This window comes from Myxococcus sp. MH1, from assembly GCF_059738865.1.
Genome location: NZ_AP026947.1, coordinates 2,146,110 through 2,166,993, shown reverse-complemented (window position 1 = coordinate 2,166,993; position 20,884 = coordinate 2,146,110). Strand labels below are relative to the sequence as shown.

At 66.7% G+C, this 20,884-nt stretch carries 22 protein-coding genes, 5 tRNA genes and 1 pseudogene; 19 read left to right on the top strand and 9 right to left on the bottom strand.

Annotation, left to right across the window (positions count from 1 at the left end; translation table 11 throughout):
- The first annotated feature begins 36 nt into the window (after positions 1-36).
- Positions 37-573, top strand: coding sequence for an AAA family ATPase (locus AC6JA9_RS09015; RefSeq protein WP_497959511.1), 537 nt, complete (start codon positions 37-39; stop codon positions 571-573).
- A 13-nt stretch (positions 574-586) separates the two neighbouring features.
- Here the strand turns inward: AC6JA9_RS09015 and AC6JA9_RS09010 are convergent, their stop codons facing one another.
- Together AC6JA9_RS09010 and AC6JA9_RS09005 are read right to left on the bottom strand one after the other, a co-directional pair.
- Complete coding sequence (locus tag AC6JA9_RS09010; RefSeq protein ID WP_497959510.1) at positions 587-1,603, bottom strand: hypothetical protein; 1,017 nt, start codon at positions 1,601-1,603, stop codon at positions 587-589.
- A gap of 87 nt (positions 1,604-1,690) precedes the next feature.
- Positions 1,691-2,353 (bottom strand): glutathione S-transferase family protein, encoded by a 663-nt coding sequence (locus AC6JA9_RS09005; protein WP_223784471.1) that lies wholly within the window; start codon positions 2,351-2,353, stop codon positions 1,691-1,693.
- Positions 2,354-2,548: 195 nt separating this feature from the next.
- On the opposite strand from AC6JA9_RS09005, the gene AC6JA9_RS09000 reads away from it, so the two are divergent.
- The gene (locus AC6JA9_RS09000) at positions 2,549-3,526 is read left to right on the top strand and encodes a hypothetical protein (protein ID WP_223747785.1); all 978 of its coding nucleotides are present in this window, start codon (positions 2,549-2,551) and stop codon (positions 3,524-3,526) included.
- 11 nt (positions 3,527-3,537) lie between these two features.
- On the opposite strand, the gene AC6JA9_RS08995 is transcribed toward AC6JA9_RS09000, so the two are convergent.
- A complete protein-coding gene (locus tag AC6JA9_RS08995) occupies positions 3,538-4,605 on the bottom strand; it encodes a serine/threonine protein kinase (protein WP_223747784.1) in 1,068 nt (355 codons plus the stop codon).
- Positions 4,606-4,889: 284 nt separating this feature from the next.
- Here AC6JA9_RS08995 and AC6JA9_RS08990 point away from each other — a divergent pair, with 284 nt between their 5' ends.
- A complete protein-coding gene (locus AC6JA9_RS08990; RefSeq protein ID WP_223748023.1) occupies positions 4,890-5,096 on the top strand; it encodes a LytTR family DNA-binding domain-containing protein in 207 nt (68 codons plus the stop codon).
- A gap of 98 nt (positions 5,097-5,194) precedes the next feature.
- Entirely contained in the window at positions 5,195-5,452 is a 258-nt protein-coding gene (locus AC6JA9_RS08985; RefSeq protein ID WP_223747783.1) for a hypothetical protein, read from the top strand.
- 358 nt (positions 5,453-5,810) lie between these two features.
- On the opposite strand, the gene AC6JA9_RS08980 is transcribed toward AC6JA9_RS08985, so the two are convergent.
- Entirely contained in the window at positions 5,811-6,464 is a 654-nt protein-coding gene (locus AC6JA9_RS08980; protein ID WP_408891519.1) for a glutathione S-transferase family protein, read from the bottom strand.
- A gap of 89 nt (positions 6,465-6,553) precedes the next feature.
- Here AC6JA9_RS08980 and AC6JA9_RS08975 point away from each other — a divergent pair, with 89 nt between their 5' ends.
- The 7 genes from AC6JA9_RS08975 to AC6JA9_RS08945 all read left to right on the top strand — a co-directional run bounded on the left by AC6JA9_RS08975 (position 6,554) and on the right by AC6JA9_RS08945 (position 9,637).
- Complete coding sequence (locus AC6JA9_RS08975; RefSeq protein ID WP_223747781.1) at positions 6,554-7,363, top strand: helix-turn-helix transcriptional regulator; 810 nt, start codon at positions 6,554-6,556, stop codon at positions 7,361-7,363.
- 103 nt (positions 7,364-7,466) lie between these two features.
- Positions 7,467-7,625 carry a hypothetical protein gene (locus AC6JA9_RS08970; protein ID WP_223747780.1) on the top strand — a complete coding sequence of 53 codons (159 nt, stop codon included), beginning with the start codon at positions 7,467-7,469 and terminating at the stop codon, positions 7,623-7,625.
- A 98-nt stretch (positions 7,626-7,723) separates the two neighbouring features.
- A tRNA-Tyr gene (locus tag AC6JA9_RS08965) sits at positions 7,724-7,809 on the top strand.
- A 44-nt stretch (positions 7,810-7,853) separates the two neighbouring features.
- Positions 7,854-7,924 (top strand) — tRNA-Ile (locus AC6JA9_RS08960).
- Between the two features lie 7 nt (positions 7,925-7,931).
- Positions 7,932-8,002, top strand: a tRNA-His gene (locus tag AC6JA9_RS08955).
- A 60-nt stretch (positions 8,003-8,062) separates the two neighbouring features.
- On the top strand, positions 8,063-9,121 hold the full coding sequence (locus AC6JA9_RS08950) for an amidohydrolase family protein (RefSeq protein ID WP_223747779.1): 1,059 nt from the start codon (positions 8,063-8,065) through the stop codon (positions 9,119-9,121).
- A 240-nt stretch (positions 9,122-9,361) separates the two neighbouring features.
- Complete coding sequence (locus AC6JA9_RS08945; RefSeq protein WP_223747778.1) at positions 9,362-9,637, top strand: ABC-type transport auxiliary lipoprotein family protein; 276 nt, start codon at positions 9,362-9,364, stop codon at positions 9,635-9,637.
- Between the two features lie 259 nt (positions 9,638-9,896).
- Here AC6JA9_RS08945 and AC6JA9_RS08940 read toward each other — a convergent pair whose 3' ends face one another.
- Positions 9,897-10,721 carry a hypothetical protein gene (locus AC6JA9_RS08940; protein WP_223784468.1) on the bottom strand — a complete coding sequence of 275 codons (825 nt, stop codon included), beginning with the start codon at positions 10,719-10,721 and terminating at the stop codon, positions 9,897-9,899.
- Positions 10,722-11,581: 860 nt separating this feature from the next.
- Here AC6JA9_RS08940 and AC6JA9_RS08935 point away from each other — a divergent pair.
- The 4 genes from AC6JA9_RS08935 to AC6JA9_RS08920 all read left to right on the top strand — a co-directional run bounded on the left by AC6JA9_RS08935 (position 11,582) and on the right by AC6JA9_RS08920 (position 16,170).
- Positions 11,582-12,988: a TrkH family potassium uptake protein gene (locus tag AC6JA9_RS08935; RefSeq protein ID WP_473566480.1), complete on the top strand. Its 1,407-nt coding sequence runs from the start codon at positions 11,582-11,584 to the stop codon at positions 12,986-12,988.
- A 9-nt stretch (positions 12,989-12,997) separates the two neighbouring features.
- Positions 12,998-13,654, top strand: coding sequence for a potassium channel family protein (locus AC6JA9_RS08930; protein ID WP_223747775.1), 657 nt, complete (start codon positions 12,998-13,000; stop codon positions 13,652-13,654).
- A gap of 58 nt (positions 13,655-13,712) precedes the next feature.
- On the top strand, positions 13,713-14,726 hold the full coding sequence (locus AC6JA9_RS08925; protein WP_223747774.1) for a calcium/sodium antiporter: 1,014 nt from the start codon (positions 13,713-13,715) through the stop codon (positions 14,724-14,726).
- 178 nt (positions 14,727-14,904) lie between these two features.
- Positions 14,905-16,170, top strand: a complete 1,266-nt coding sequence (locus AC6JA9_RS08920; RefSeq protein WP_267697615.1) for a glycosyltransferase — start codon at positions 14,905-14,907, stop codon at positions 16,168-16,170.
- Between the two features lie 101 nt (positions 16,171-16,271).
- Here AC6JA9_RS08920 and AC6JA9_RS08915 read toward each other — a convergent pair.
- A pseudogene (locus AC6JA9_RS08915) lies at positions 16,272-16,436 on the bottom strand (IS3 family transposase); the annotation flags it as partial.
- A 93-nt stretch (positions 16,437-16,529) separates the two neighbouring features.
- Between AC6JA9_RS08915 and AC6JA9_RS08910 the strand changes: the two are divergent.
- Complete coding sequence (locus tag AC6JA9_RS08910) at positions 16,530-17,015, top strand: hypothetical protein (protein ID WP_473566477.1); 486 nt, start codon at positions 16,530-16,532, stop codon at positions 17,013-17,015.
- A 349-nt stretch (positions 17,016-17,364) separates the two neighbouring features.
- Here AC6JA9_RS08910 and AC6JA9_RS08905 read toward each other — a convergent pair whose 3' ends face one another.
- The 3 genes from AC6JA9_RS08905 to AC6JA9_RS08895 form a co-directional block, all read right to left on the bottom strand.
- On the bottom strand, positions 17,365-18,531 hold the full coding sequence (locus AC6JA9_RS08905) for a metallophosphoesterase (RefSeq protein WP_223747771.1): 1,167 nt from the start codon (positions 18,529-18,531) through the stop codon (positions 17,365-17,367).
- A gap of 92 nt (positions 18,532-18,623) precedes the next feature.
- The gene (locus tag AC6JA9_RS08900; RefSeq protein WP_223747770.1) at positions 18,624-19,181 is read right to left on the bottom strand and encodes an HAAS signaling domain-containing protein; all 558 of its coding nucleotides are present in this window, start codon (positions 19,179-19,181) and stop codon (positions 18,624-18,626) included.
- A gap of 1 nt (position 19,182) precedes the next feature.
- Positions 19,183-19,557: a PadR family transcriptional regulator gene (locus tag AC6JA9_RS08895; protein ID WP_223747769.1), complete on the bottom strand. Its 375-nt coding sequence runs from the start codon at positions 19,555-19,557 to the stop codon at positions 19,183-19,185.
- A 630-nt stretch (positions 19,558-20,187) separates the two neighbouring features.
- Here AC6JA9_RS08895 and AC6JA9_RS08890 point away from each other — a divergent pair.
- The 3 genes from AC6JA9_RS08890 (at position 20,188) to AC6JA9_RS08880 (ending at position 20,790) form a co-directional block, all read left to right on the top strand.
- The gene (locus AC6JA9_RS08890) at positions 20,188-20,346 is read left to right on the top strand and encodes a hypothetical protein (RefSeq protein WP_497959504.1); all 159 of its coding nucleotides are present in this window, start codon (positions 20,188-20,190) and stop codon (positions 20,344-20,346) included.
- Between the two features lie 278 nt (positions 20,347-20,624).
- Positions 20,625-20,695 (top strand) — tRNA-Lys (locus AC6JA9_RS08885).
- A 23-nt stretch (positions 20,696-20,718) separates the two neighbouring features.
- Positions 20,719-20,790 (top strand) — tRNA-Asn (locus tag AC6JA9_RS08880).
- Positions 20,791-20,884: the final 94 nt, after the last annotated feature.

Genomic DNA, 20,884 nt, shown 5'->3' with positions numbered 1-20,884 from the left:
GGGCCTCCACTCCATCATCTCCGACCGAGGAAGACCGTGACCGTTCATCTGCACGTCATCACCGGGGGCCCGGGCTCCGGAAAGAGCCGTCTCATCGAGGCTCTGGCGGCGGAGGGGCTCGCACACATGCCCGAGGCGGGGCGTGCCATCATCCAGCAACAGGTGGCGATTGGCGGCGCGGCCCTTCCCTGGGCCGACCGGAGGGCCTTCGCCGAGCTGATGCTGGGCTGGGAGCTGCGCTCCCACCAGGAGGCGCGAGAGAGAGGCGTTCCCGTCATCCTGGACCGAGGCATCCCCGACGTCATCGGGTATCTGCAAGTCTGCGGTCTGCCGGTGCCTCACCATCTCTGGAAGGCCGCGGAGCTGTTTCGCTACAACCGACGCGTCTTCATCGCGCCGCACTGGCCCGAAATCTTCCAGCAGGATGTCGAGCGCAAGCAGGACTCCGTCGAAGCGGAGGCCACGCATCGCTCGATGGTCGACGTCTACACACGCCTCGGCTACGAGCTGCTTCCTCTTCCCCGGACCTCGATTCCAGAGCGGGTGCGATTCGTTCGCGCGAACCTTCCTTGAGGCCGCGTCGGCGCTACAGGAACTCGTCCCCGCCCGTTGTCTCCGGCTCCTGTGCGGAGAGGAGGACCTTCCCAGGCACCTGCTCCACGCGCAGGCCCAGCCCCATCGCCGCCAACTCCTCGACCGCGGTGAGCGCCTCCATCACGGGCACAACGTCCGCGACCCTGGCGGGTACGGCGATGCGCTCGAGACGCGCGCCCACCTGTTCCAGCAACGCGTGAGCCGGGAGCGCCTCGACGTATCGGCCGTACAGAGAGGCGGGCGCGCACAGCTGAGCGACCTTCGAGGGAGGGACGGACGCGACGAACGCATCGAAGCGCGCCCTCACCTCCTCCGTTGAAGTCTCCTTCCTCCAGAGGCCGAGCAGGGAGCGAAGGAAGTCCAACAGTGGTTGCCCCAGCTTGCCTGCGACGACCTCCAGCGCTCGTTCAGCGCGCACGGCGTCGGGCTCCACGAAGTACAGCGGCAGCAGCTCTTCAATATCCGGCGTGTAGAGGGGCTCGGCGAGCTGCTCCGGTGCGCCCGCGAAGGCGCGCAGTGCCTCGGGTTCGAGCGGCGCCCCTCCGAGCCAGCGGCACCACAGCGCCTCCAAAGAGCCCGCGGAGCGCGACGCGCGACGCAGCAGATGGGAGCGTGCCTGCTCCACGCCTCCGAACAACACGACCGTCACCAGGTCGCCGAAGGCAGGCCCCTCGGGGAACTCGAGCGCATCCACGCCTGTCCAGCGCGCGTAGCGGTTGCGCTTCAAGTCACGCTGGACCTCGCTCGCCACCTCGCTCCACGCGGACCAGGGCACGTCGAGCGCCTCGTAGTCCTTCCGCAGACCCTCGTCCGCGGGGGCCGAGACTTCGTTGGGGCGCTTCTTGAAGTCGGCCCGTACGCGCTTGAGCTCCTTCGCGAGCGCGGGCAGCTCCTCCGAGGGACAGCCTCCTGTCAGCAGCCGGAGGCGGGAGACGGGAACGCCGGTCAGCTTGAGCAGCCAGGACTTGAATGCCGACCAGGCGGGTGCGGAGAGGTGTCGTGACTCCAAGGGCTGTCCTCGCTCAGTCGGCAGGTCCGCTCCCCGCGAGGGAGCATCACGCCAGGGTGCTCACGTCATGATAATCGCGGCGCGAAGCTAACGCGCGCTGCCCGCCGGGACGCCCAGACGCTGCTCATAGGCATCCAGCGTCCGCTGCCATGCGGGCCGTTGCTCACAGCGCTCGCGATAGGCGGAGACCCTCGGAAAGCCCTCCAGCACGCCCGCGTTGCGGACCTCACGCAGGACGGTGACCATCAGGATGTCCGCCACGGTGAACGCCTCGCCAGCCAGATACGGACGGCCCTCCAGCCAGGCCTCCACCGCGCCCAGCACGCGCTCGGCATACTGGACCACCCCGGGACGCCGCTGCGCGCCAGTGGGGTCCGCGGCGCCGAACAGGTCGATCATCACCAACTGGAACAGCGGAGGCTCGACGCTGTTGAGCGCGGCGAAGCACCACCGCATCACCTGGGCGCGGCCTTGGAAGTCCGCGGGCATCAACCGGCCCGTCTTCTCCGCGAGGTACAACAGGATGGCGCCTGATTCGGTGAGCACGAAGCCCTCGTCTTCGAGCACCGGCACCTGGGCAAAGGGGTTCATCCGCCGGAACTCCTCGCTCCCGAGCTCCCCCGCGGGATGGTCCACGCCGTGGACCCGATAGGGCACGCCGAGCTCCTCGAGCGCCCACAGGACGCGCAGATCCCTCGTGAGCCCCACCACCTTCGAGTTGACGCGGCCAAAGCCATGGACCGTGAGCATTCTCGCAGTATTGGCTCCCGCCCACCTGCCGTCGAGGCCCGCGAGGCACCGTCCCGACGCTCTTTCGCGAAATGTCCGGCATGACCCTGGTTCGTCCGCAGTGAGGCGAGCGGACCGAGACAGCAGGAGCGCGCTCGCACGGTATGCTGCGAGGCCATGCACCCGACGCGTCGTCTCCTGTCTCGTGGAGCGTGGTTGTTCGACATCAATCCGCAGCGACTCATCGTCGTCCACGGAGCCGAGGGTGTTCGCCGGGAGCTGGCAGCGGACTCGCCGGGTCATCCCTCCGCGCCCGTGGTGCTCGCCGCGCTCGACGAGGCGAAGGACGTCTGGGTGGGGAATGGAGAGGGGCGTGTCTTCTCCGTGGGAGCCGATGCGAGCACTCCCGCCCAGGCTTTTCCGAGGGAGTGCTTCGATCTCACTACCGATGGAGACCGGCTCATCGGAGCGCAGGTGGACGGAAACCTCGCCCTGACCACCCTCTTCACGACCGATGGGTCCGGGCAGAAGTGGGAGCCCATGCCCCTTCCCGCCCCCGTGTCCGCCACGCACGGGTACGGATACTCCGAGGGGCTCCCACTTCCGGAGTCGCCTGACGGGGCGTTCCTCGACAGCAGCCCCTTCGGCATCACCGTCGTGGAGAAGGGCCGGGGCCGCGTCTACGTGCTCCGCTCGGGCGCGACTCAGCCGGAAGGAGCACTCCAGGTGGAGCCGGGCCATGAGCAGGACCTCTGGAGGGCCCTGGCCACGCCGCACGGCGTCCTCCTGCTGCTCATCGTCAACTACAGGCTGACGGGGCTCCTCCACTTCGCGCTCGACGGAACCCTGCTCGGCTCCCTCCCGCGCAGTGACAGCGATGAGGACGAGGATGAGCTGACCTGGGGTGGGGCCGGGATATGTGTCCTCGATGCGGACCGGGCGGCCCTCTTCGTCCAGGACAAGATGCTCCTGGTGTCCCTGCCCGGGCTCGAGGTGCTCGAGACGCTCGAAGGGGAATGGCCTCGCCCCGTGTCCGTGACGTCCGCCGGACGCGACCGGTGGTGGGTGGGCCCCGAGGACCGTGACGCGCTCTTCCTGCTCACCGCCGAGCCCGGCCAGCCCTTGCGCATCCACGCCACGAACCCTCCGGTGAGCCCGGGCGCGCCGCTCGAGCTTCGTGAACGTGTGGGGTGAGGACGCCGGCCCTACGGAGTCGTAGCGGGGGCCCGCGGGGGCTCGGGTGCGGCCCCCATCCGCCAGAGCAAGAGGCCGCCTCCGAGCAGCACCAGGAGCCCCACGGCCGCCGCGAGCATCCGACCTCGCGTCACGGTGAGCCGTGGCTGAGTCTCCAGGCGGTCCGAGGTCGGGCTCACCTGCTGGGCGAGCTGGGCCACGTGCTTCGGTTTCACTGACTCACCCGTGGAGCGGATGAACTTCTCCAGGTCCGCCTTGAACGCGTGGCAGTCCGGATAACGCTCATCCCGCTCCTTGGCGAGCGCTCGGGCGAGGATTTCACGTAGGGCGTCGGGCAGGTCCGGCCGGTGCCGCTCCGCGGGTATCATGGGCTCGGTCAGGATTGCCTGCATCACGCTCCTTTCGGGCGTGGCTTCGAACGGCCTGCGCTGGGTGAGCAGCTCATAGAGCACCACACCGAGCGAATAGACATCCATCCGCCGGTCCACCGGCGTGCGGCTCATGACGTCGGGCGCGTTGTAGACCTCGTCGTGAACGAGGGGAATCATGCGCGGCGTAAACCGGGACCGCAGTTCGTCGACGCCGAAGTCCACCATCATGGCCTTCCCCTGGTGTGACAGGAGGATGTTGTAAGGCCTGATACAGCGGTGGATGAGCCTCAGCGGCTCGCCCGTCTCGGAGTCCGCGAGGTCATGGGCGAAGGCGAGCCCCTCGCAGACCTGCGAGATGATGCGCGCGCACAGGGTCGCCGGAAGCGTCATCCGCTGGGCGGCCATGTGCTTGAGCACCTCGCGCAGGCTGGGGCCCTCGATGTGCTCCCTGGCGAGGAAGTACGTGCCGTCCGTCACACCGAAGTCGAAGACCTTCACGATGTTCGGATGGTCGAGCAGGGTGGCATGCCTCCCCGTGTCGAGGAACAGCTCCGCGAACCCCACATCCTCGGCCATGTCCGACCGGAGGCACTGGAGCACCAGCGGCTTCTCGCGCCCGCGCGGGCCGGAGACCTGGGCGAGGTGGTCCTCGATGATGCCGCCGAAGAGCAGTCGGGTGCGTGTGTATGGACCGAGTTGGGATGTCACGAGACGGATGATTAGCAGATGTGCCGCCCCCGATTTCGCGACAGGAGGCGAGAATCGGGCCGCCGCCTCGAACACCGCGACCCGACTCCCGCTCGAACGCCGGGTGGGTCAAGGACCGCCGGGCTTCGACTTGAGCTACAACCGTTCGTCGCGGAGCGCCTCGCCCTTCAGGAAGGACGTCATCCGCTCGAGGATGCGCGGGTCCGACTGGAAGAGCCCATCCTGTCCCGCGCCCTCCAGCACCAGGTGCACGGCCTTGGAGCCTCCGCGACGGGGGCACCGAGCTGAGCGAGAAGGGCCTGGAGCGGCTCGAGCAACTGCTCCCCACCGACTTCGTCCGCATCCACCGCTCCTATCTCGTCCGAACGACGGACATCCGTGAGCTCGTCGCCTCGGAGGGCTCACGCACCGCAGTGGAGCTGCGAGACGGCACCCGCCTGCCCGTGGGTCGCAGCCGACTGCCCGTCCTGCGCAAGCGGCGGGAGGCGTAACCCCACCCGCGAACGGGGACACCCACTCCCTGCAACGACTTGCGTCAAACGCAGTCACGAACCGCACATGGTATGGTGTTCCCCTTCGAGGAGGACACATGCGGTCATTCATTCCTGGTGCGCTGCTGGCGACGTTGGTGGGCTGTGGCGGTCCCGTGACGCAGGAGGGCGAGCCGGACCTGGCCTCGCAGGAGGCACCGCTGCCGGACTGCTCCAACGAGCCGAACGCGAACCTCCACAGGTACTACAGCGACGCCACGTACACCGAGCTCATCGGTGAGTATGGTTGCTACTGCGGCGGGCTCTATGTCTGGGGTGGCCGGTCGAGCTATTCGGTGTACATCCAGGAGTGCTGAGCTGACGCATCCGGCGGCGACGGCATCCCCTCCAAAGACTGCCGTCCGCCTGACCGCTTGCACCGCGGCAGGGAAGCCCGAACCTCCTGTTCCAGGGGAGGATGACGCAGTTGGGACGGCTTCGCTTCACGCAGTCGTCCGACCTGCGCCCCTCGACCTGCCCGAGCGCGTCGGGCTCCTCGGCGGCCGGGCCCGGAGCCAACACGGCTCATCGGCAGCACCGTCGCAATCACTGCTCCGATGATGCCTGCTCGCATCTGGCCCTCCTCATGTGCAGTGCTGCCTTGTACGACCTCTCCAGGGCAGTACGAGAGGCGCTGGGATTGCCGCCCGGGCCGGAAGCAGTGAAGCCCGAGGCCTATTCCGGGGAGGCTCCCAGCACCGGCGTCAAATCCGGGTCTGCCTTCTGCATTGCCCGGCGATACGCCGGCCGCGCGCCAATGCGCTGCAGGTACGCCAGGATGTCCGGCCAGGGCGAGAGGTCATACGGCTTGAACAGCCGCATCGTGGTCAACGAGAACACGGTCATGATGTCCGCGGCCGTCAATGCGTTGCCGGCCAGATAGGGAGCCTCGCCCAGCCGCTTCTCCAGGGTGGAGAGGACGAGCGTGAAGCGCTCCCTGGCCGCCTGCAGCAGCGCGGAGCTTCCTGAAGGGTCGACTCGCTCCAGGTATCTCACCTGCAGGACGACGGGTTGCAACGTCCCGTTGGCGAAGTGGAACCAGTAGAGGTAGTCGGCGAAGCCGGGCTCGCCGGGCCGCACCGCGAGGCGGCCGCCTCCATGGGTCTGGATGAGATAGTCACAGATGGCCCCGGACTCCCCGAGGACCAGGTCTCCATCGGTGAGGATGGGGGCCGTGCCCATCGGGTGGAGCGCCTTGTACTCCGGCGGCGCGAGCCGGTTGTCGGCCCGGCGCGCATGGCGCTTCAGCACATAGTCCAGCCCGAGCTCCTCACAGAGCCAGACGATGCGCTCGGACTGTGAGCGGCCGAGGTGATGAAGCGTCAGCAAGGCAGCACTCCTGCCCGTGGCGTTGTGGTGGTCATGCGCGAACCGTAGGCTGCGCATGGCACGGCGAAAAGACGTGCCCGGATACCGGTATGGCGACTACCACCCTCCCTGAATTCCTCCGCGCCCGCCGAGAGCGGCTCCAGCCCGAAGTGACTGGGAGGCGGCGCACGCCAGGGCTGCGTCGCGAGGAGGTCGCGGCGCGCGCCGGCGTGAGCGTCACCTGGTACACGTGGCTCGAGCAGGGGCGAGGCGGAGTCCCCTCCGACGACGTGCTCGAACGCCTCGCTCGCGCGCTCGAGCTCGACGACACGAACCGCGAGATGTTGTTCCTGCTCGCGCATGAACGCCCACCTCCGCGCCGGCACACGCCGCCCGCCGACGTCACGCCCGCCCTTCAGCGCGTGCTGGACAACCTCCGCGTGCCCGCGCTCGTGAAGACGCCGACGTTCCAGATCGTCGCGTGGAATCGCGCCGCCGTCGTGCTTTTCGGCGACTACGCCGCCATGCCGGAGCACGAGCGCAACATGCTGCGCCGGGTCTTCCACCCCAAGGCCACCACGTTCCTGCCCCACGCCGAGGACATGCAGCGAACCTGCCTCGCCGCGTTTCGCGTCGCCATCGCGCGCGCGGGCGCCACGCCGGAGGCGGCTGCGCTCGTCGACGAGCTGATGGCGACGAGCGAGGACTTCCGCCGTCTCTGGGCCGAGAACGAGCTGCACACGCACGGCGTGAGGCCCAGGCGGCTCGTTCGCCCCGACGTGGGTGAGCTCCGGTTCGAGGCGTCCATGTTCACCGTCGATGACAGCGACGGCCTCAGCATGGTCGTCCTCTCGCCGGTGGATGACGCCTCCGCGCGCGCGGTCGAGCAGCTGCTCCAGGAGCGAGCGCCGCCGCCCTGAGCCCCACCGCGCGGGCCCGCCAGGTACGACCCGAGGATGTTCGGAGCCTTTGTCAGGGACGAAAATCATCCACCGTGGATTCTCCCTGAAAGGAGCGGTGACCATGACCCCGGTGATGAAGCGGACGAGCCCGACGAAGTTCAGCTATCGCCACATCCTCTGGACCCGGCTCGACGCCGCCTCCCGTTCGCACGTGGACGCCGCCTCGATTTCCATCGTGGGACTCGGCCACATCCATGGCCATCCGCCCGCCCCCTGTTGACGCTCGCGCTCCGTCTCCGAAGCGCCGCGCCACGCAGAGGCCGGGCTCCCATCCAGGGGACCCGGCCTCTCGGCTTCCAGGGTCCCACTGCTCCTCCTGGGGACGTAGAGCGTTAGGGAAGACGCGCGGGCCTGTAGAGCCCGAGCCCGACAGGGCCCGCTGGGTTCGACTCCCAGCGTCCCCATTGCGTGGCGCAGGCCACGCACCTCAATCACAGACCTTGCATCACGGGGTATGGCTCTAAGGCAGAGTGCTCGTCTGATAAGCGAGCGGTCCCGGTTCGATTCCGGGTACCCCGACATCATGTTGGCCGAAGGCGAATGGTGAGCCACCGGGATGTGACCCCGGCGAAGAGGGTTCGATTCCCTCCGGTCAACCTCAACATTTGAAGCGCGGGGCGCTCGTGAGATAGGCATCGGGATTGAGGAGGCATCCCGATGAACGTCCGCCTGCCGAAGGTTGCCCTGGAGGAGGCCTATCTCCACCCCGCCGATGTGGCCCGAGTGCTCGGCGACGAGGCCGCCCTCGCCCAGCTCTCCGATGGCGGTGGCGTCACGACCGACTATTACCGTCCGATCCTGCCCCTCCTCGGTGATTTCGATGAGGCCCGCCTGCGCAGCATGGACGAGGCGGGCATCGCTCACGCCATCCTGTCCCTGACCGCTCCAGGCATCCAGCGCATCGTCGACCCGCGAAAGGCCGCCGCGCAGGCCCGGCTCGAGAACGACTTCCTGGCCGAGCGCATCGCGGAGCACCCCGACCGCTACTCGGGCTTCGCCGCCGTCGCGCTTCAAGCCGGTGAAGAGGCCATCGCCGAAGCGCGCCGGGCCGTCACCGAGCTCGGATTCAAGGGCGTGCTCATCAACGGCTACACCAACACCGCGGACCCGAACGTCGGTCTCTACCTCGACGACCCTTCGCTCCACGGATTCTGGGAGGCCCTCTGTGGGCTCGACGTGCCGGTCTACCTGCACCCTCGCCCAGCGCTTCCAGGAGGGCTGCTGGCCTACGCCGGTCACCCCGAGATGAAGGGCGCCACCTGGGGCTTCGGCACGGAGACCGCTTCCCACGCCGTGCGGCTCCTCCTGGGCGGGCACTTCGACCGGTTCCCGAGCTGCAAGCTCATCCTCGGGCACATGGGCGAGGGCCTGCCCGCCTTGCTGTGGCGAACCCAGAACATGTTCGAGCTGAACCGCTTCGACAAGCGACTCAAGAAGACGCTGCCGGAGTACTTCGCCGACAACATCTGGCTCACCACGAGCGGCAGCTTCTCCGACAGCGCCCTCACGAACGCCATCCTCACCGTCGGAGCCGACCACATCATGTTCTCGGTCGACTACCCCTACTCCGAAGCCGCGCCCGCGGCGGCATGGATCGACCGCGCCCCCATCAGCGAGCTCGACCGACGGAAGATCACCCACGGCAATGCCAGGGACCTGTTCCAGCTCCGGCTGGCCCCAAGCCCTCATGGGGTCCTCGCCCAGGGACACCGGTAACCAACCCCGTCGGTCTCTGCCGACTCGCAGAATCCATCGCTGACAGGGCGCTCCTGCTCCGAGGTCCCCAGGACCTCGTCTCCGCGGTGCGCCGTGGGTCTCTCCGGCCGGCGTCGCCCGAGCCGGGTCCTCGTTTCCGTGGAGTTTTTTCGGCTCCCCGCACGCGACCTCCCGCCCGGCCTCTCGTTGCTCTCCGCAGGGGTGAAACGGTGTCTTCGGGCCCGTGAAACAGGATGATTCGTGAGCAAATCAGGGGGCCTGGGAGTTCTCCTCTCGCCGCAGAACCCCCTGCGTCCCGCGGGAGGCTCGGTGACCTTCAGCGTGCGGGCGTTCGACATGTACGGCAACGAGGCGCCCGCATTCCTGGCCATGTGGACGGTGGTGAATGGCGGAGGCACGGTCGATGCCTCGGACGTCTTCTGCGTGGCGTCTCCCGCTTCGGGGGGAACGAAGGCGGTGGCGGTTGCTGCAGCTCGTGGAGTGGGACGTCCGTGCTCGGGCTCCTCGTCCTGGTGATGCTGGCGCTCGACTCGCGGAAGCGGCACACCCCGTTCTCCAACGCGTCCTGGTTGAGTCCCAGGTCGCGCGCGAGACCGGCGATGCGCACTTCCCCCTGCTCTGACTGGACGAGCATCGCGGGTATGGATTTTCGTGGGTGGAGACAGTCACCGTGTGGCGACGGGGTGCGGCTTCGACGACGTGAGCACGGTGCGGGATGACTGGGAGAGGAGCCTGGGCCCGCTGCAGACGAGCCCAGGTCTTGGGGGGAGAGGGATTACTTGACGCACCCGGCCCGGCCCCGCTTGACGGGGGAGAGGTCCATCTCCCACGTGCGGGTGCCGGCGTTGTAGTTGACGCTCACGCCGTCGTAATAGCTGTCCTGGTTGAAGCGGCCGCCGAGCTCGGAGAGGAAGCAGGCGACGCCACCGGAGTTGTAGGCGAGGTCGCGGTTGATGGGGTCAGCGCCGGAGACCCAAAGCCAATTGCCGTGGCCTTCAGGGAAGTCGACGCACAGGGCGCGGGCGCCGCCGTCATCGGCGAGGTCACCGCCGAGGTACCAGTTGATGTTGTCATTCCAGACGCGGACGTAGTCGGCGGTGGAGTCGAATGCGCCGGAGGCTTCAATCCGGGTGAGGAAGCAGCGACGGTTGGGCGTCACGGCGCCGAGGAGCTTGGCGGCCTCGCCCTTGGACCACAAGACCTCGGGGGTTCGGTTGGCGGCGGTGTTGACGCACTGGACGGTGGTGGAGAGGGCCGTGCTCACGTATTGGTTGATGGAGAGGATCCACTCACCCCCGTAGATGTGGGTGCCGGCGGAGGCCCAACTGATGTCGTCAGGGAAGGCGGGCTGGAGGCTTCCGCCGAGGCCGGTGAGGAAGCAGGTACGGTTGGTGGAGGTGCCGATGGAAGTGGAGATGGATTCGGCCCGGTTTGTTCGCCACGTATAGGGGCTGGAGAGGCTGACCTGTTGCTCGACCTGGTCGACGGCCTCATCGGCGACGACGGGCGAGGCCGCCTCGAGAGTGTCGGCAGCGAGGGGCTCACCGCCGCAAGCGGCAGTGAAGGTGGCGAGAGGGAGGGCGAAAAGGAGGTTGCGCACGGCGAGACCTGTTCCTTTCAATGACAGCCACGCGAGAGCGGAAGGCAGCGTACCGAGCGTGGCCGAGGAGGCTCCGGACCGGAATACCGCGTCATGCGGGTCCGAATCACGGAGTGAGCCCGGGTAGAGCAACCCGAGTGCCAGTGCATGCTCCGAGGAGGGGCGCGAGAGGACCGGTAAGGTTTGCCGCGAGAACGGGGGCAAACCTTGCCGGCCGCGGCAGTGATTGCGATGAGGGCCTCTGTGGTTCGAGGGAGGACCTCGATTGGATTTGCGTCGGGCTCGTTGAGTCCGTTCAACTGTGGGAGAAGGACCCAACGATGCCGAAACCGAAGCCTCCATACCCGCCGGAGTTCCGAGCGCGAATCGTCGAGTTGGCGAAGGAGGGACGGACGAGAAGCAGGAACTGGCCCTGTGCCTCCCCAGAACTCGGTCGCTGCGTCATGGGCGCGCCAAGGCCAGTCCAATAGCGCGTCAAGGCGAGTGAGCGCGGCGCCCGGGCGGGACGGCTCGGCCCTGGTAGCTCAACGTGTGGGCGAAGATGGGCCCCGTCTCCGTCGTGGGCCGTGATGCAGGGCGGCAGCGAGTCGGTGGGCGCGTGGCCGCCCACGACCCGTCAACGTCCCTGACACGAGGGGACCTGCAGCACCTGGCGCTGCTGCCAGCCCGGGCAGGGAGGCCCGCACAAATTCCGCATCGCGAGGCCTCGCTCCACGCATCATGGCCTCTGCCACCGGAGCCGGAGAGGTTCATGGCGCCGGCGAGGAGTGGGGCACGAGGCCCCCGCGTGCCGGGCGTCCAGATTCACACTCGAAAAACTGGTGGGCCGCCCTTGGGTGATGGATGGTTGCCCCCACTCAGTGACGCCCCTCCTTCGCTCGCCCATACAGTGGCTCTGGCTGCGCTGGTCCTCCATCTCTCCGGCCATGCTGCTGGCCCTCTCCTTCGGGGTCCTCATCGCATTCGGGACGCTCGGACTGCTCTGGCTGCCGGGTTTGTACACCGGGCCGCGACTGGGGCTCCTCGACGCGCTCTTCACGATGACCAGCGCGGTGTGCGTGACGGGACTCACCGTCGTGGACACCGCCACGACCTTTACCCGTTGGGGTCAACTGTGGCTCCTCGTCTTCATCCAGTTGGGTGGGCTGGGACTCATCACCCTGGCCACCCTTGTCATTGGCGCGCTCGGCCGGAAGCTGTCCCTTCGCAGCGAGGTCATTGTCGGCGCCCCCATCGACTACACGCACCGACAGAACGTCGTGTCGCTGACCCTGCGGGTCGCGCGCTTCACCCTCTGGGTGGAGGCATTGGGGGCGCTGCTCCTGTGGCTGCTATGGCTGCCACGGTTCGGATGGAAGGAGGCGGCGTGGCATGCCGTCTTCCACTCAGTGAGCGCATTCTGCAACGCGGGCTTTTCGACATTCAGTGACTCACTGGTGGGCTTCGCGAGCGCCCCACTCACACTCTTCATCGTCTCGAGCCTCATCATTCTCGGGGGATTGGGCTACCTTTCAGGAGAAGAGGCGCTGCGCTGGTGGCGCGGTCGGAACCAACGCTCGCGGCGCATGAGTGTCCATACCTTCGCGGCACTGCTCGTCACGAGTGTCCTCCTCGTTGGTGGCGCCGTGCTCTTCACGCTCTTCGAGTGGAACGGGGTGCTGCGGTCCATGGGCTACGTGGACCGGGTCGCCAACGCCTGGTTCATGTCCGCCACGGCGCGCACCGCGGGATTCAACAGCGTGAGCTACTCCGAGGTGAGCAACGCGAGTGGCTTCTTCACCATCCTGCTGATGGTGGTGGGGGGCAGTCCTGGCTCCACCGCGGGGGGCCTGAAGACGACGACGCTGGCGGTGCTCGCGGCGCTCGCCTTCACTCGAATCCGGGGCCGCCGGCATGCCGAGTTGCACGGTCGCGCCATTCCGGAAGGCACCATCGAGCGGACCGTATCGCTCGCCCTCATCGCTTTTGGGGTGATGACCGCCGCTGTCTTCGCGCTCAGCTTCACGGAGGGACACGGCGAGGAATCGGTGCAGACTGCTCGCGCCAGCTTCCTGCCCCTCTTCTTCGAAGTCGTCAGCGCCTTCTGCACGGTGGGGCTGACCATGGACGTGTCCCCTTCCCTGAGTGTCGCGGGCAAGCTTCAAGTCATCGGGCTGATGTTCGTGGGAAGGCTGGGCCCCCTTGCCTTCTTCGCCGCCCTCAGCCTGCGTGCCCGGACACACCTGCGACATGTGCGCCCCGCGCAAGAGGACCTCATCGTTGGTTAAGGAGCAGGGATGAAGCGCATCATCGTGGTGGGCCTGGGCAACTTCGGCTCGGTCATCGCCGCGCGCCTGCACGAGCAGGGACATGACGTCATCGCCATCGACCCACGGCCAGCGGTCGTGGATGCCCTGGGCTCGCGCGTCTCCAAGGCCATGGTGGGAGACGCCACACAGCGCCAGGTGCTACAGGAGGTGGGCGCGCGCGGCGCGGACGCGGCCATCGTCTCCACGGGCGAGGACCTCTCGGCCAGCATCCTCGCGTTGCTCGCCCTGCGGGACACAGGCATCCAGGACATCTATGTGAAGGTCCGCTCGGACGACCATGCGCGCATCGTCAACGCGCTGGGGGCCTCGGAGAGCATCTTTCCCGAGCGGGAGAGCGCGCTCGGGCTCGCCAACCGCATCACCAGCGGCCGGCTCCTCCAGTACGTCCAGTTGGGGCAGGACTTCGGCTTGCAAGAGATGCCGGTGCCGGAGGCCTGGTATGGAAGAAGCCTGCGCGAGTTGGCGCTGCCACAGCGCTACCGCGTGCATGTGGTGGCCGTGCACGACGTGCTCCAGGACCGCATGCTGCCAGTACCGGACCCAGACCGGCCGCTCACTCCTTCCGACGCGCTGCTCGTCGCCGGAGAGCCCTCCGCGCTCGCGGCCGTGGCCGTGCTGAAGTGACGCCCACCTCCCTCGCCAAAGTCTCTGCCGTGCCCGCTCACCGGCCCCTGGGGAACCCATGTCCTCGGAACTGCTCACCTCATTGGGACTCTTTGTTGGAGGCGTCGTGCTGCTGTTGCTGGGTGGCGACCTGCTCGTCAAGGGCGCGGTCGCCCTGGCCGAGCGACATGGTGTCCCTGCCCTCACCATCGGCCTGACGCTCGTCGCCTTCGGAACCTCGGCCCCGGAGCTCGCGCTCAACGTCGCGGCCGCGCTCGGCGGCTCGACAGCCCTGACGTTCGGCAACATGACGGGCTCGTCGCTCACCAACATCGGCCTCGTGCTCGGCCTGGCAGCGGTGGTCCGCCCCGTGAAGGTCCAATCCTCGCTGCTCCGGCGGGAGCTGCCCGTGCTGCTGGGCACCGTGGTGCTCCTCCTGACGCTCTCCTGGCTTCCCAACCACCTCGATGCCAGGCGACAGCTCGGCCTGTCGCGGCTCGACGGGGTGCTCCTGGTGGGTTGCTTCCTCGGCTTCCTGGTGATGCTCCTCCGCGCGGCGAAGCAGCCCTCGAAGGTGGGCGCCGCTCTTGCGAGCGACGCCACCGAGGTCGTGCGACGCGAACCCCTGCTGTCCTGGCGGCTCGCAGTGGGCATGGTGCTTGGAGGGCTTGCGCTGCTCGGGCTCGGAGGGAAGCTCGGTGAGGTGGGCGCCACCGGGGCGGCGCAGGCACTGGGTTTGTCCGAGCAGCTCATCGGGCTCACCGTGGTCTCGATAGCCACCACCTTGCCGGAGCTCATCACCAGCCTGATGGCGGTGCGGAGGGGGCAGTCCGACATGGCCATGGGGAACGTGGTCGGCTCCAACATCTTCAACCTGCTCTTCATCCTGGGCACGACGTCCATCATTGCCACGGTCCCCTTGCCCGGGGGTGGCCCCCTCATCCTGATGGCCGTTCTCGGGTTTACCCTGGTGCTCTTCCCACTCTCCATCACCTTCGACTGGACCATCACGCGCCCAGAAGGACTGCTGCTCGTCGCGCTCTACCTGGCATTCATGGGCTGGCAGCTCTGGGTGGGGCTCACCAGCACGTAGGCAAGAGGCCTGGCAGGGCCACATGGTTTCCGTGGCTTGGAGCCCCCTGTTCTGAGACACTGGCCACACATCTCGAAGGGTGTGCGTCGCGCGCTCCTGGCACGCACAGGTTCCTCGGTGGTCGGGCCGCCACCCGCCCGCGGTTGTTGCCGCGGACAAGCTCCTGAATGGGGTTCTCATGCGCGTGCTCATCTCCACCTACGGAACCCGAGGTGATGTCCAGCCCTTCGTCGCGCTCGCCAAGGCACTGAAGGCGCATGGACACGTCGTGGCACTCTGCACGCCCACCGGCTTCCGAGGCATGGCGGAGCGCCACGGCATTCCCTACGCGCACATGGACAATGCGGTGCTGGAGCTGACGGAGGCGGTTCTACGCGCCCCGACACGTGCCGAGCAGCGGCGGCTGTTCAAGGGGTTCGGCGCCATCATCCGGGCGGGCCTGGAGGACGAGTGGAAGGCGGCGCGGGAGCTGGAGCCGGACGTGCTCGTGTACCACTCCAAGGCGCTCGGCAGTCATCACATCGCGGAGAAGCTCGGGGCCGTCGAGTTGCTGGCGATGCCGCTGCCGCTGACTCCGACACGCGAGTTCCCGGTGCCGATAGTCCCGAGTTTCCGACTCGGCGGTTGGCTCAACGCGCTCAGCTATCGAGTCCTGACGCTGGCCAACGCGGTTTGGGCCGGAGCAACCAACGACTTCCGGGTGAAGACACTGGGCCTCCCGCCGCTCTCTCGCTTCGCGGACCCGATGAAGAAGGCCGATGGCTCCGCGGTGCCGGCGCTGTACGCATACAGCGAGCAGCTGCTACCACGTCCCTCCGACTGGCCTCCCCAGGCCCAGGTGACGGGCTGCTGGTTCCTCGACGAGGCTGACCAATGGACTCCGCCCGCCGAGTTGCACGCGTTCCTCGAGGAGGGGCCTCCGCCCGTCTACGTGGGCTTCGGCAGCATGGGCGCGGCGCATGCAGATTCTCGTGCCGCCACCGTCCTGAAGGCCATCGCGTTGACCGGCGAGCGCGCGGTGCTGGCCACAGGCTGGGGAGGCATGAAAGCGCGCGAGCTCCCGTCCAATGTCTTCATGCTGGAGTCCGCACCGCATGACTGGCTGTTTCCTCGAATGAGCGCGGTGGTCCATCACGGCGGGGCCGGCTCCACGATGGCGGGACTGCGCGCGGGCAAGCCCACTGTCATCTGCCCCTTTCTTGGCGACCAGCCCTTCTGGGGGCACGTGGTTCTCCGCGCGGGGGTCGGGCCACAGCCGGTACCGCAGAAGTCGCTCACGGCCGAACGGCTCGCGAATGCCATCCGCACAGCACTGTCTCCGACGGTACGGGCGCAGGCCGCAGCGGTGGGTGAACGCATCCGAGCAGAGGACGGGGCCGCGCGCGCCGTACGCCTCATCGAACAGGCACATTTGGAGGGGAGTTACCGGCGGGCATCAACCTAATGCATGCCCCTCGCCAATCGGCCGCTCAGCCCGCTTTGGATTTGCCTCCCAATTCGGCCGCGGCGTCATTGGGGCGTGGCCCGACTCCGTAGACAGGTGGGTCAAGCTGCCAGCCTGCTCGTTGCGGCCACCCGCTCGAACTCGACCGGGCTGATGTAGCCCAGGGATGAGTGGCGACGCCTCCGGTTGTAGAACACCTCCATGGACTCGAACAACGCTCGCTTCACTTCCTCACGCGTCTTGAAGCAGGTGGCGTAGACGAGCTCCAGCTCCAGCGTGGGTGGCACGGCTCGACGAACACATCTCCTAACGTATCATCCATCGATGAGCGATAATCCGGTCTCGGACCGATACCATGCTTGCATCGCGCCCCTCGCGGCTTCCTCGGTGGCGAAATTCAGCTCCGATGGCGCTTGCAACAAGGCGCCGCAATCGAGCACCTCGACCGCGAGATCGACATCGTTGGGGGAGAGGCGAACGTCCTCCCTGTTTCCACATGTGTCGACGGCATCGACGGCCGACGTGGAGCGGAACTACTCGACCCGTACGGAGCCTTTCCGGAGGCGCGTGAGCTGCTCGACCGCCTCGCGCCCTTCGATTACTGCGAGGGCGAGTTCGCGGTCTGCCTCGAAATGGAATCGGGCCGGGTCCTCGACCGGCTGCATTTCGTGCCACTCGACGGAGCCGGAGAGCTCCGGCCGCTACCCGTGGGCGTCGAGGACTATCTGCAGCGCGGCTTTGCCATGCGTTTCATACACCACTGGGTCGAGGCAGCACTCTTCGACAGTCCTGACTGGACGGCGTTCTCGAAGCACTATCTCTCGCAGGTCTTCGGTTCGGAGTAGGAGACCGGCTACTCGCGCTACACCGGAAATCGGGACCTGAAATCTCGTGAGATTTCCGTGTGCTGCTGCCGATGATTCGACGGGCTGTCCCATCGACACCAGCGCATCCGGCTGCTCCCTTTCGGACGTGGAAACGAACCGGGAGCAATCTGGTTTCTTACATGCTTTGCAGGCTTCCGAAGGGGCGTCGCGATGCGGGGGATATGGAGGCTTCGGTTGTTGAACGGACTCAACGAAACTGACGCAAACCCAGTGACGGCTGTATCGCAATGGCCCAGCGTCGCTGTGATTTCCTGCCCCTAGTGGCGGACATATGACATTTCCCGTGCCTGGGGCACATCGCGAGCCCCTACAGCTCCACACGGCTGCCGTCCTCCAACACACGCCACGCGGCGTCGCCCTCCAGCAGCAGGCCCTCCGAGTGTCTTGGTGGAAGGCTTTCGCGGTGGTCCAACGGGTGTTTGACGTCGATGGCGAACACCTTCTTGTCGAACAACGTCGTGACGCGCCAGTTCAGCGTGTGACCGACGACGACCGCCTTCGCATCGAACCGGGACAGGGTCTGCTCCACCTGCTCCTGCGTCAGGTCTTCCTTGAAGTAGCCGCGATACCATGACGGCCCTGTCTTGGTGTCTAGCAGCAGTTCCTCCTCGCCAGCTCCGCGACGAGGGTACCACCTCTGGCGATAGTGCTCGCGCACGATCCGGTTGAGGTCGTCGAGGGAATGGTCGCGCTCGGCGAGCGCTGGATGCAACCCGCCATGCACGAACAGGACGCCGTTGATCACCTCGATGGTGTTCTTGCTCATCAGCCAGCGCCCCAGGAAGGAATCGTCCCCGAAGAGCTCCGACTGCTGTCGACCGAGGATTGTGGCGACATTGAAGTACTTCTGATGCGACGAATGAAGGTCGCCTTGCAGGCTTTTGATTTCGTGATTGCCCAGGATGTAGTGCACGCGTCCGCCCGCTTGTCGGGCGCTGTGCTCCAGCTTGTAGATCAACCACAGCACCTGCGTGACCGATGGGCCGCGGTCGACGAAGTCACCGAGCAGCACCAGATGTCCTTCCCCGAACGTCCAGTTGAGCTGGGCATCCATCACCCGCGCGTGGACCAGGAAGTCGCGCAGCGCCTTGTAGTTGCCCTCGATGTCGGAGAGGGCCAACACCGGTCCACTATCTTGATAGCGGGATGGCGGGGTGGCGAACTCCGGGGTGGCCTGGACGCTGAACCGGCTCCGGTCCAACGGGAAGGACACCTCGAGTTGGAACGTGTCCGTCAGCGCGTGGCGTTTCTCTTCGACCCAGAACCCCTCCTCACGGTTACCCCGCAGGGTCTGTGATACCCATTGGCCTCCCTGCTGGAACACATGCGGCCCTTCGTCGCCCGCCTTGAAGGCTTCCGTGGTTTCTCCATAGTAGATGTCGACCCCCTCGTGGAGTCCGATGCCGGCGGCGACCACCACCAGAATCGAGAGCACGGAGAGGAAATGCCAGACGAAGGTCCAGACGATTCTCACGGCAGATGCTCCTTCTCTTGAGACAAAAGAAGGCCCGCAGCCGCGCGGGCCGCAACACAATGTTTCCGATGGGGAGGGGGGCTCGGGGTTGCTCAGACCAGCCCACGTCGCAAGACGCGCAGCACCCGACGGGTCAGCTCCGCGCACCATGCCGAAGCCAGCAGGGCAAGGGGTATCAACCCCAACCCCAACAGCTCCGTGGCCTCCGGAGACGGCGAGCCCGACCAGCCCACCGTGACGGATTCGCCGCTCCGGGTCGACCACACGCCAACAGACGAAGGCTCGAATACCTTCGCCAGCGCCAGAAGCAGGAGCGCCGCGGCGACCGAGAACCCGAATGCGCCCATCGAGTAATACAAACCGTGCGTGACAGTCTGTCTGACCCGCTGGATGACGCGAAAGCCGGATGGAGGGGGCGCACCCGTCTGGATGTGCGCCACATACTGCTCGGCCAGCACATCCGGAGCGCCGAAGCCTTCCAGCAACGCGGCGACGTCAGGTGTTTCACCTCGGGATTCGGCTTGCTCCACCACCTCGTGGAGATGGCTTTCGATTTCGCGGATGACCTCTTCGGCCTCGGCCGGGTCCAACTTGCCAAGCCGCGAGCGGAGCGCGTGCATGTACGCATGGATGGGTTGACGCGAGTCCATGTCAGCTTCCTTTGTCGGAGAGTTCGGTGCTGGCCGATACGGTCAGCAGGGCGTCGATATCAGCGACGGACTGCCGCCATGCCTGCACGAGCGCGGTGAGCTTCTGCTCGCCCTTCACGGTGAGCTGGTAGTACTTGCGAGGCCGGCTATCGCCTTCCTGCAACCAATCGGCGCTCACCAGTTCCTCACGCTTGAGTCGATCCATCAGCGGATACAGCGTGCCTTCCGTGATGGCCGTCGTGGGAAAGCGCTGCAGATGGCGCAGCAACGCCAGGCCGTACACGGACCGCCCTCGTAACGCCGCCAGAATCACCAGTTCCAGCGCCCCCTTGCGCAGCTGTACCTGCCACTTCTCCTGCGGATCTTGGTCTGCCACTTCCGCACCTTGCCATGCCGCATACCTTGTTATGCAAGGCATATTGCTGGGCAGGGGGCCCCCTGTCAACCCCTCCGAGAAGAGCGCTCGTGGGCCAGCGGCGGCGACCTCGACACCTCGGATCCTCACCGCACGTGCGCAACGAAGGAGGGGCGCAGTCACATTGTTGCGTCAATGGGCGCGGACCGAGAATCGAGGAGGGGGCCACTGCCACGACCCTTTCGCTGCCTTCTTTCTTCACACAGGCTCGTGCGTTGCCGGACATCCCTGAAGCTGGTTAGCCGCCCCAACCTGCCTCACCGAAACCTGCGCGCCAGCCGACACTCTCTGGCGCGCAGGGCAGACCCATCCACATGGGACTCGGCCATCGCTGCTGCGGAACTGGGCTACCCCCACCCAGCGACATCCCTCCCTGCGTGGACGGCACCGACGATGCTCACAGTGCCCTGGCGGCATCCCTCCTCTGCGTCGAGTGCGACCCGACGACAACGCCCAATGCACCAACGCCACCAGGTTCGGGACTTGCCCCCGCCACTGGCACGTGAGCCACGGCCGTGAAGCTCGAATCATCGGGCCTTGTCAGGAACGAAAATCACTCGCCGTAGAGTCTCCCAGAAAGGAGCGGCGACCATGACGACGTTGACGATGCGGACGAACCCGATGAAGCACAGCAATCTCGACAACCTCTGGTCCCAGTTCAACGCCGCCTCCAACTCCCTCGCGAGCTTCGGCTCGACCGCCAACGTGGGTTTCGGCCTTCTCCACGGCCAGCCGCCCGTCCCCTGCTGACGCTCGCGCTTCGTCATCGAAGCGCCAAGCCACGCAGAGGCCGGGCTCCCATCCAGGGGACCCGGCCTCTCGGCTTTCAGGGCTCCAGCGTCCCCATGCCGCCCCGCGTGGCCCGCCACGCACAGCAACACCGCATCGCGGGGCATCACCGAGGACCTGGCGCGCGTTCGTGCGCCAGAACTCCTGGCTCGTGTCCCCGGCAGCATCAAGGTCTCTGACAACTGAATCGTCGTGGTGAATGAATGCCGCCCGCGCGCATCCGGGGCGGCGAGCAATCTGCCTCCGTAGCTCATTGGAAGAGCATCCGCCTCTTAAGCGGACGGCGAGGGTTCGAATCCCTCCGGAGGTACTCGTAGAACAAACGCAGCACATTTCCCGGTAGCTCAATGGCGGAGCAGGCGGCTGTTAACCGCAAGGCTGAGGGTTCGAGTCCCTCCTGGGAAGCTGATTGAAAGGGCCTGCAAACCGGCAGTGCCTTTTCGGTTAACACGAGTCGCGCGATTGAATGCGCTCGACACTCGCGCTTAAGCCCCTGAAT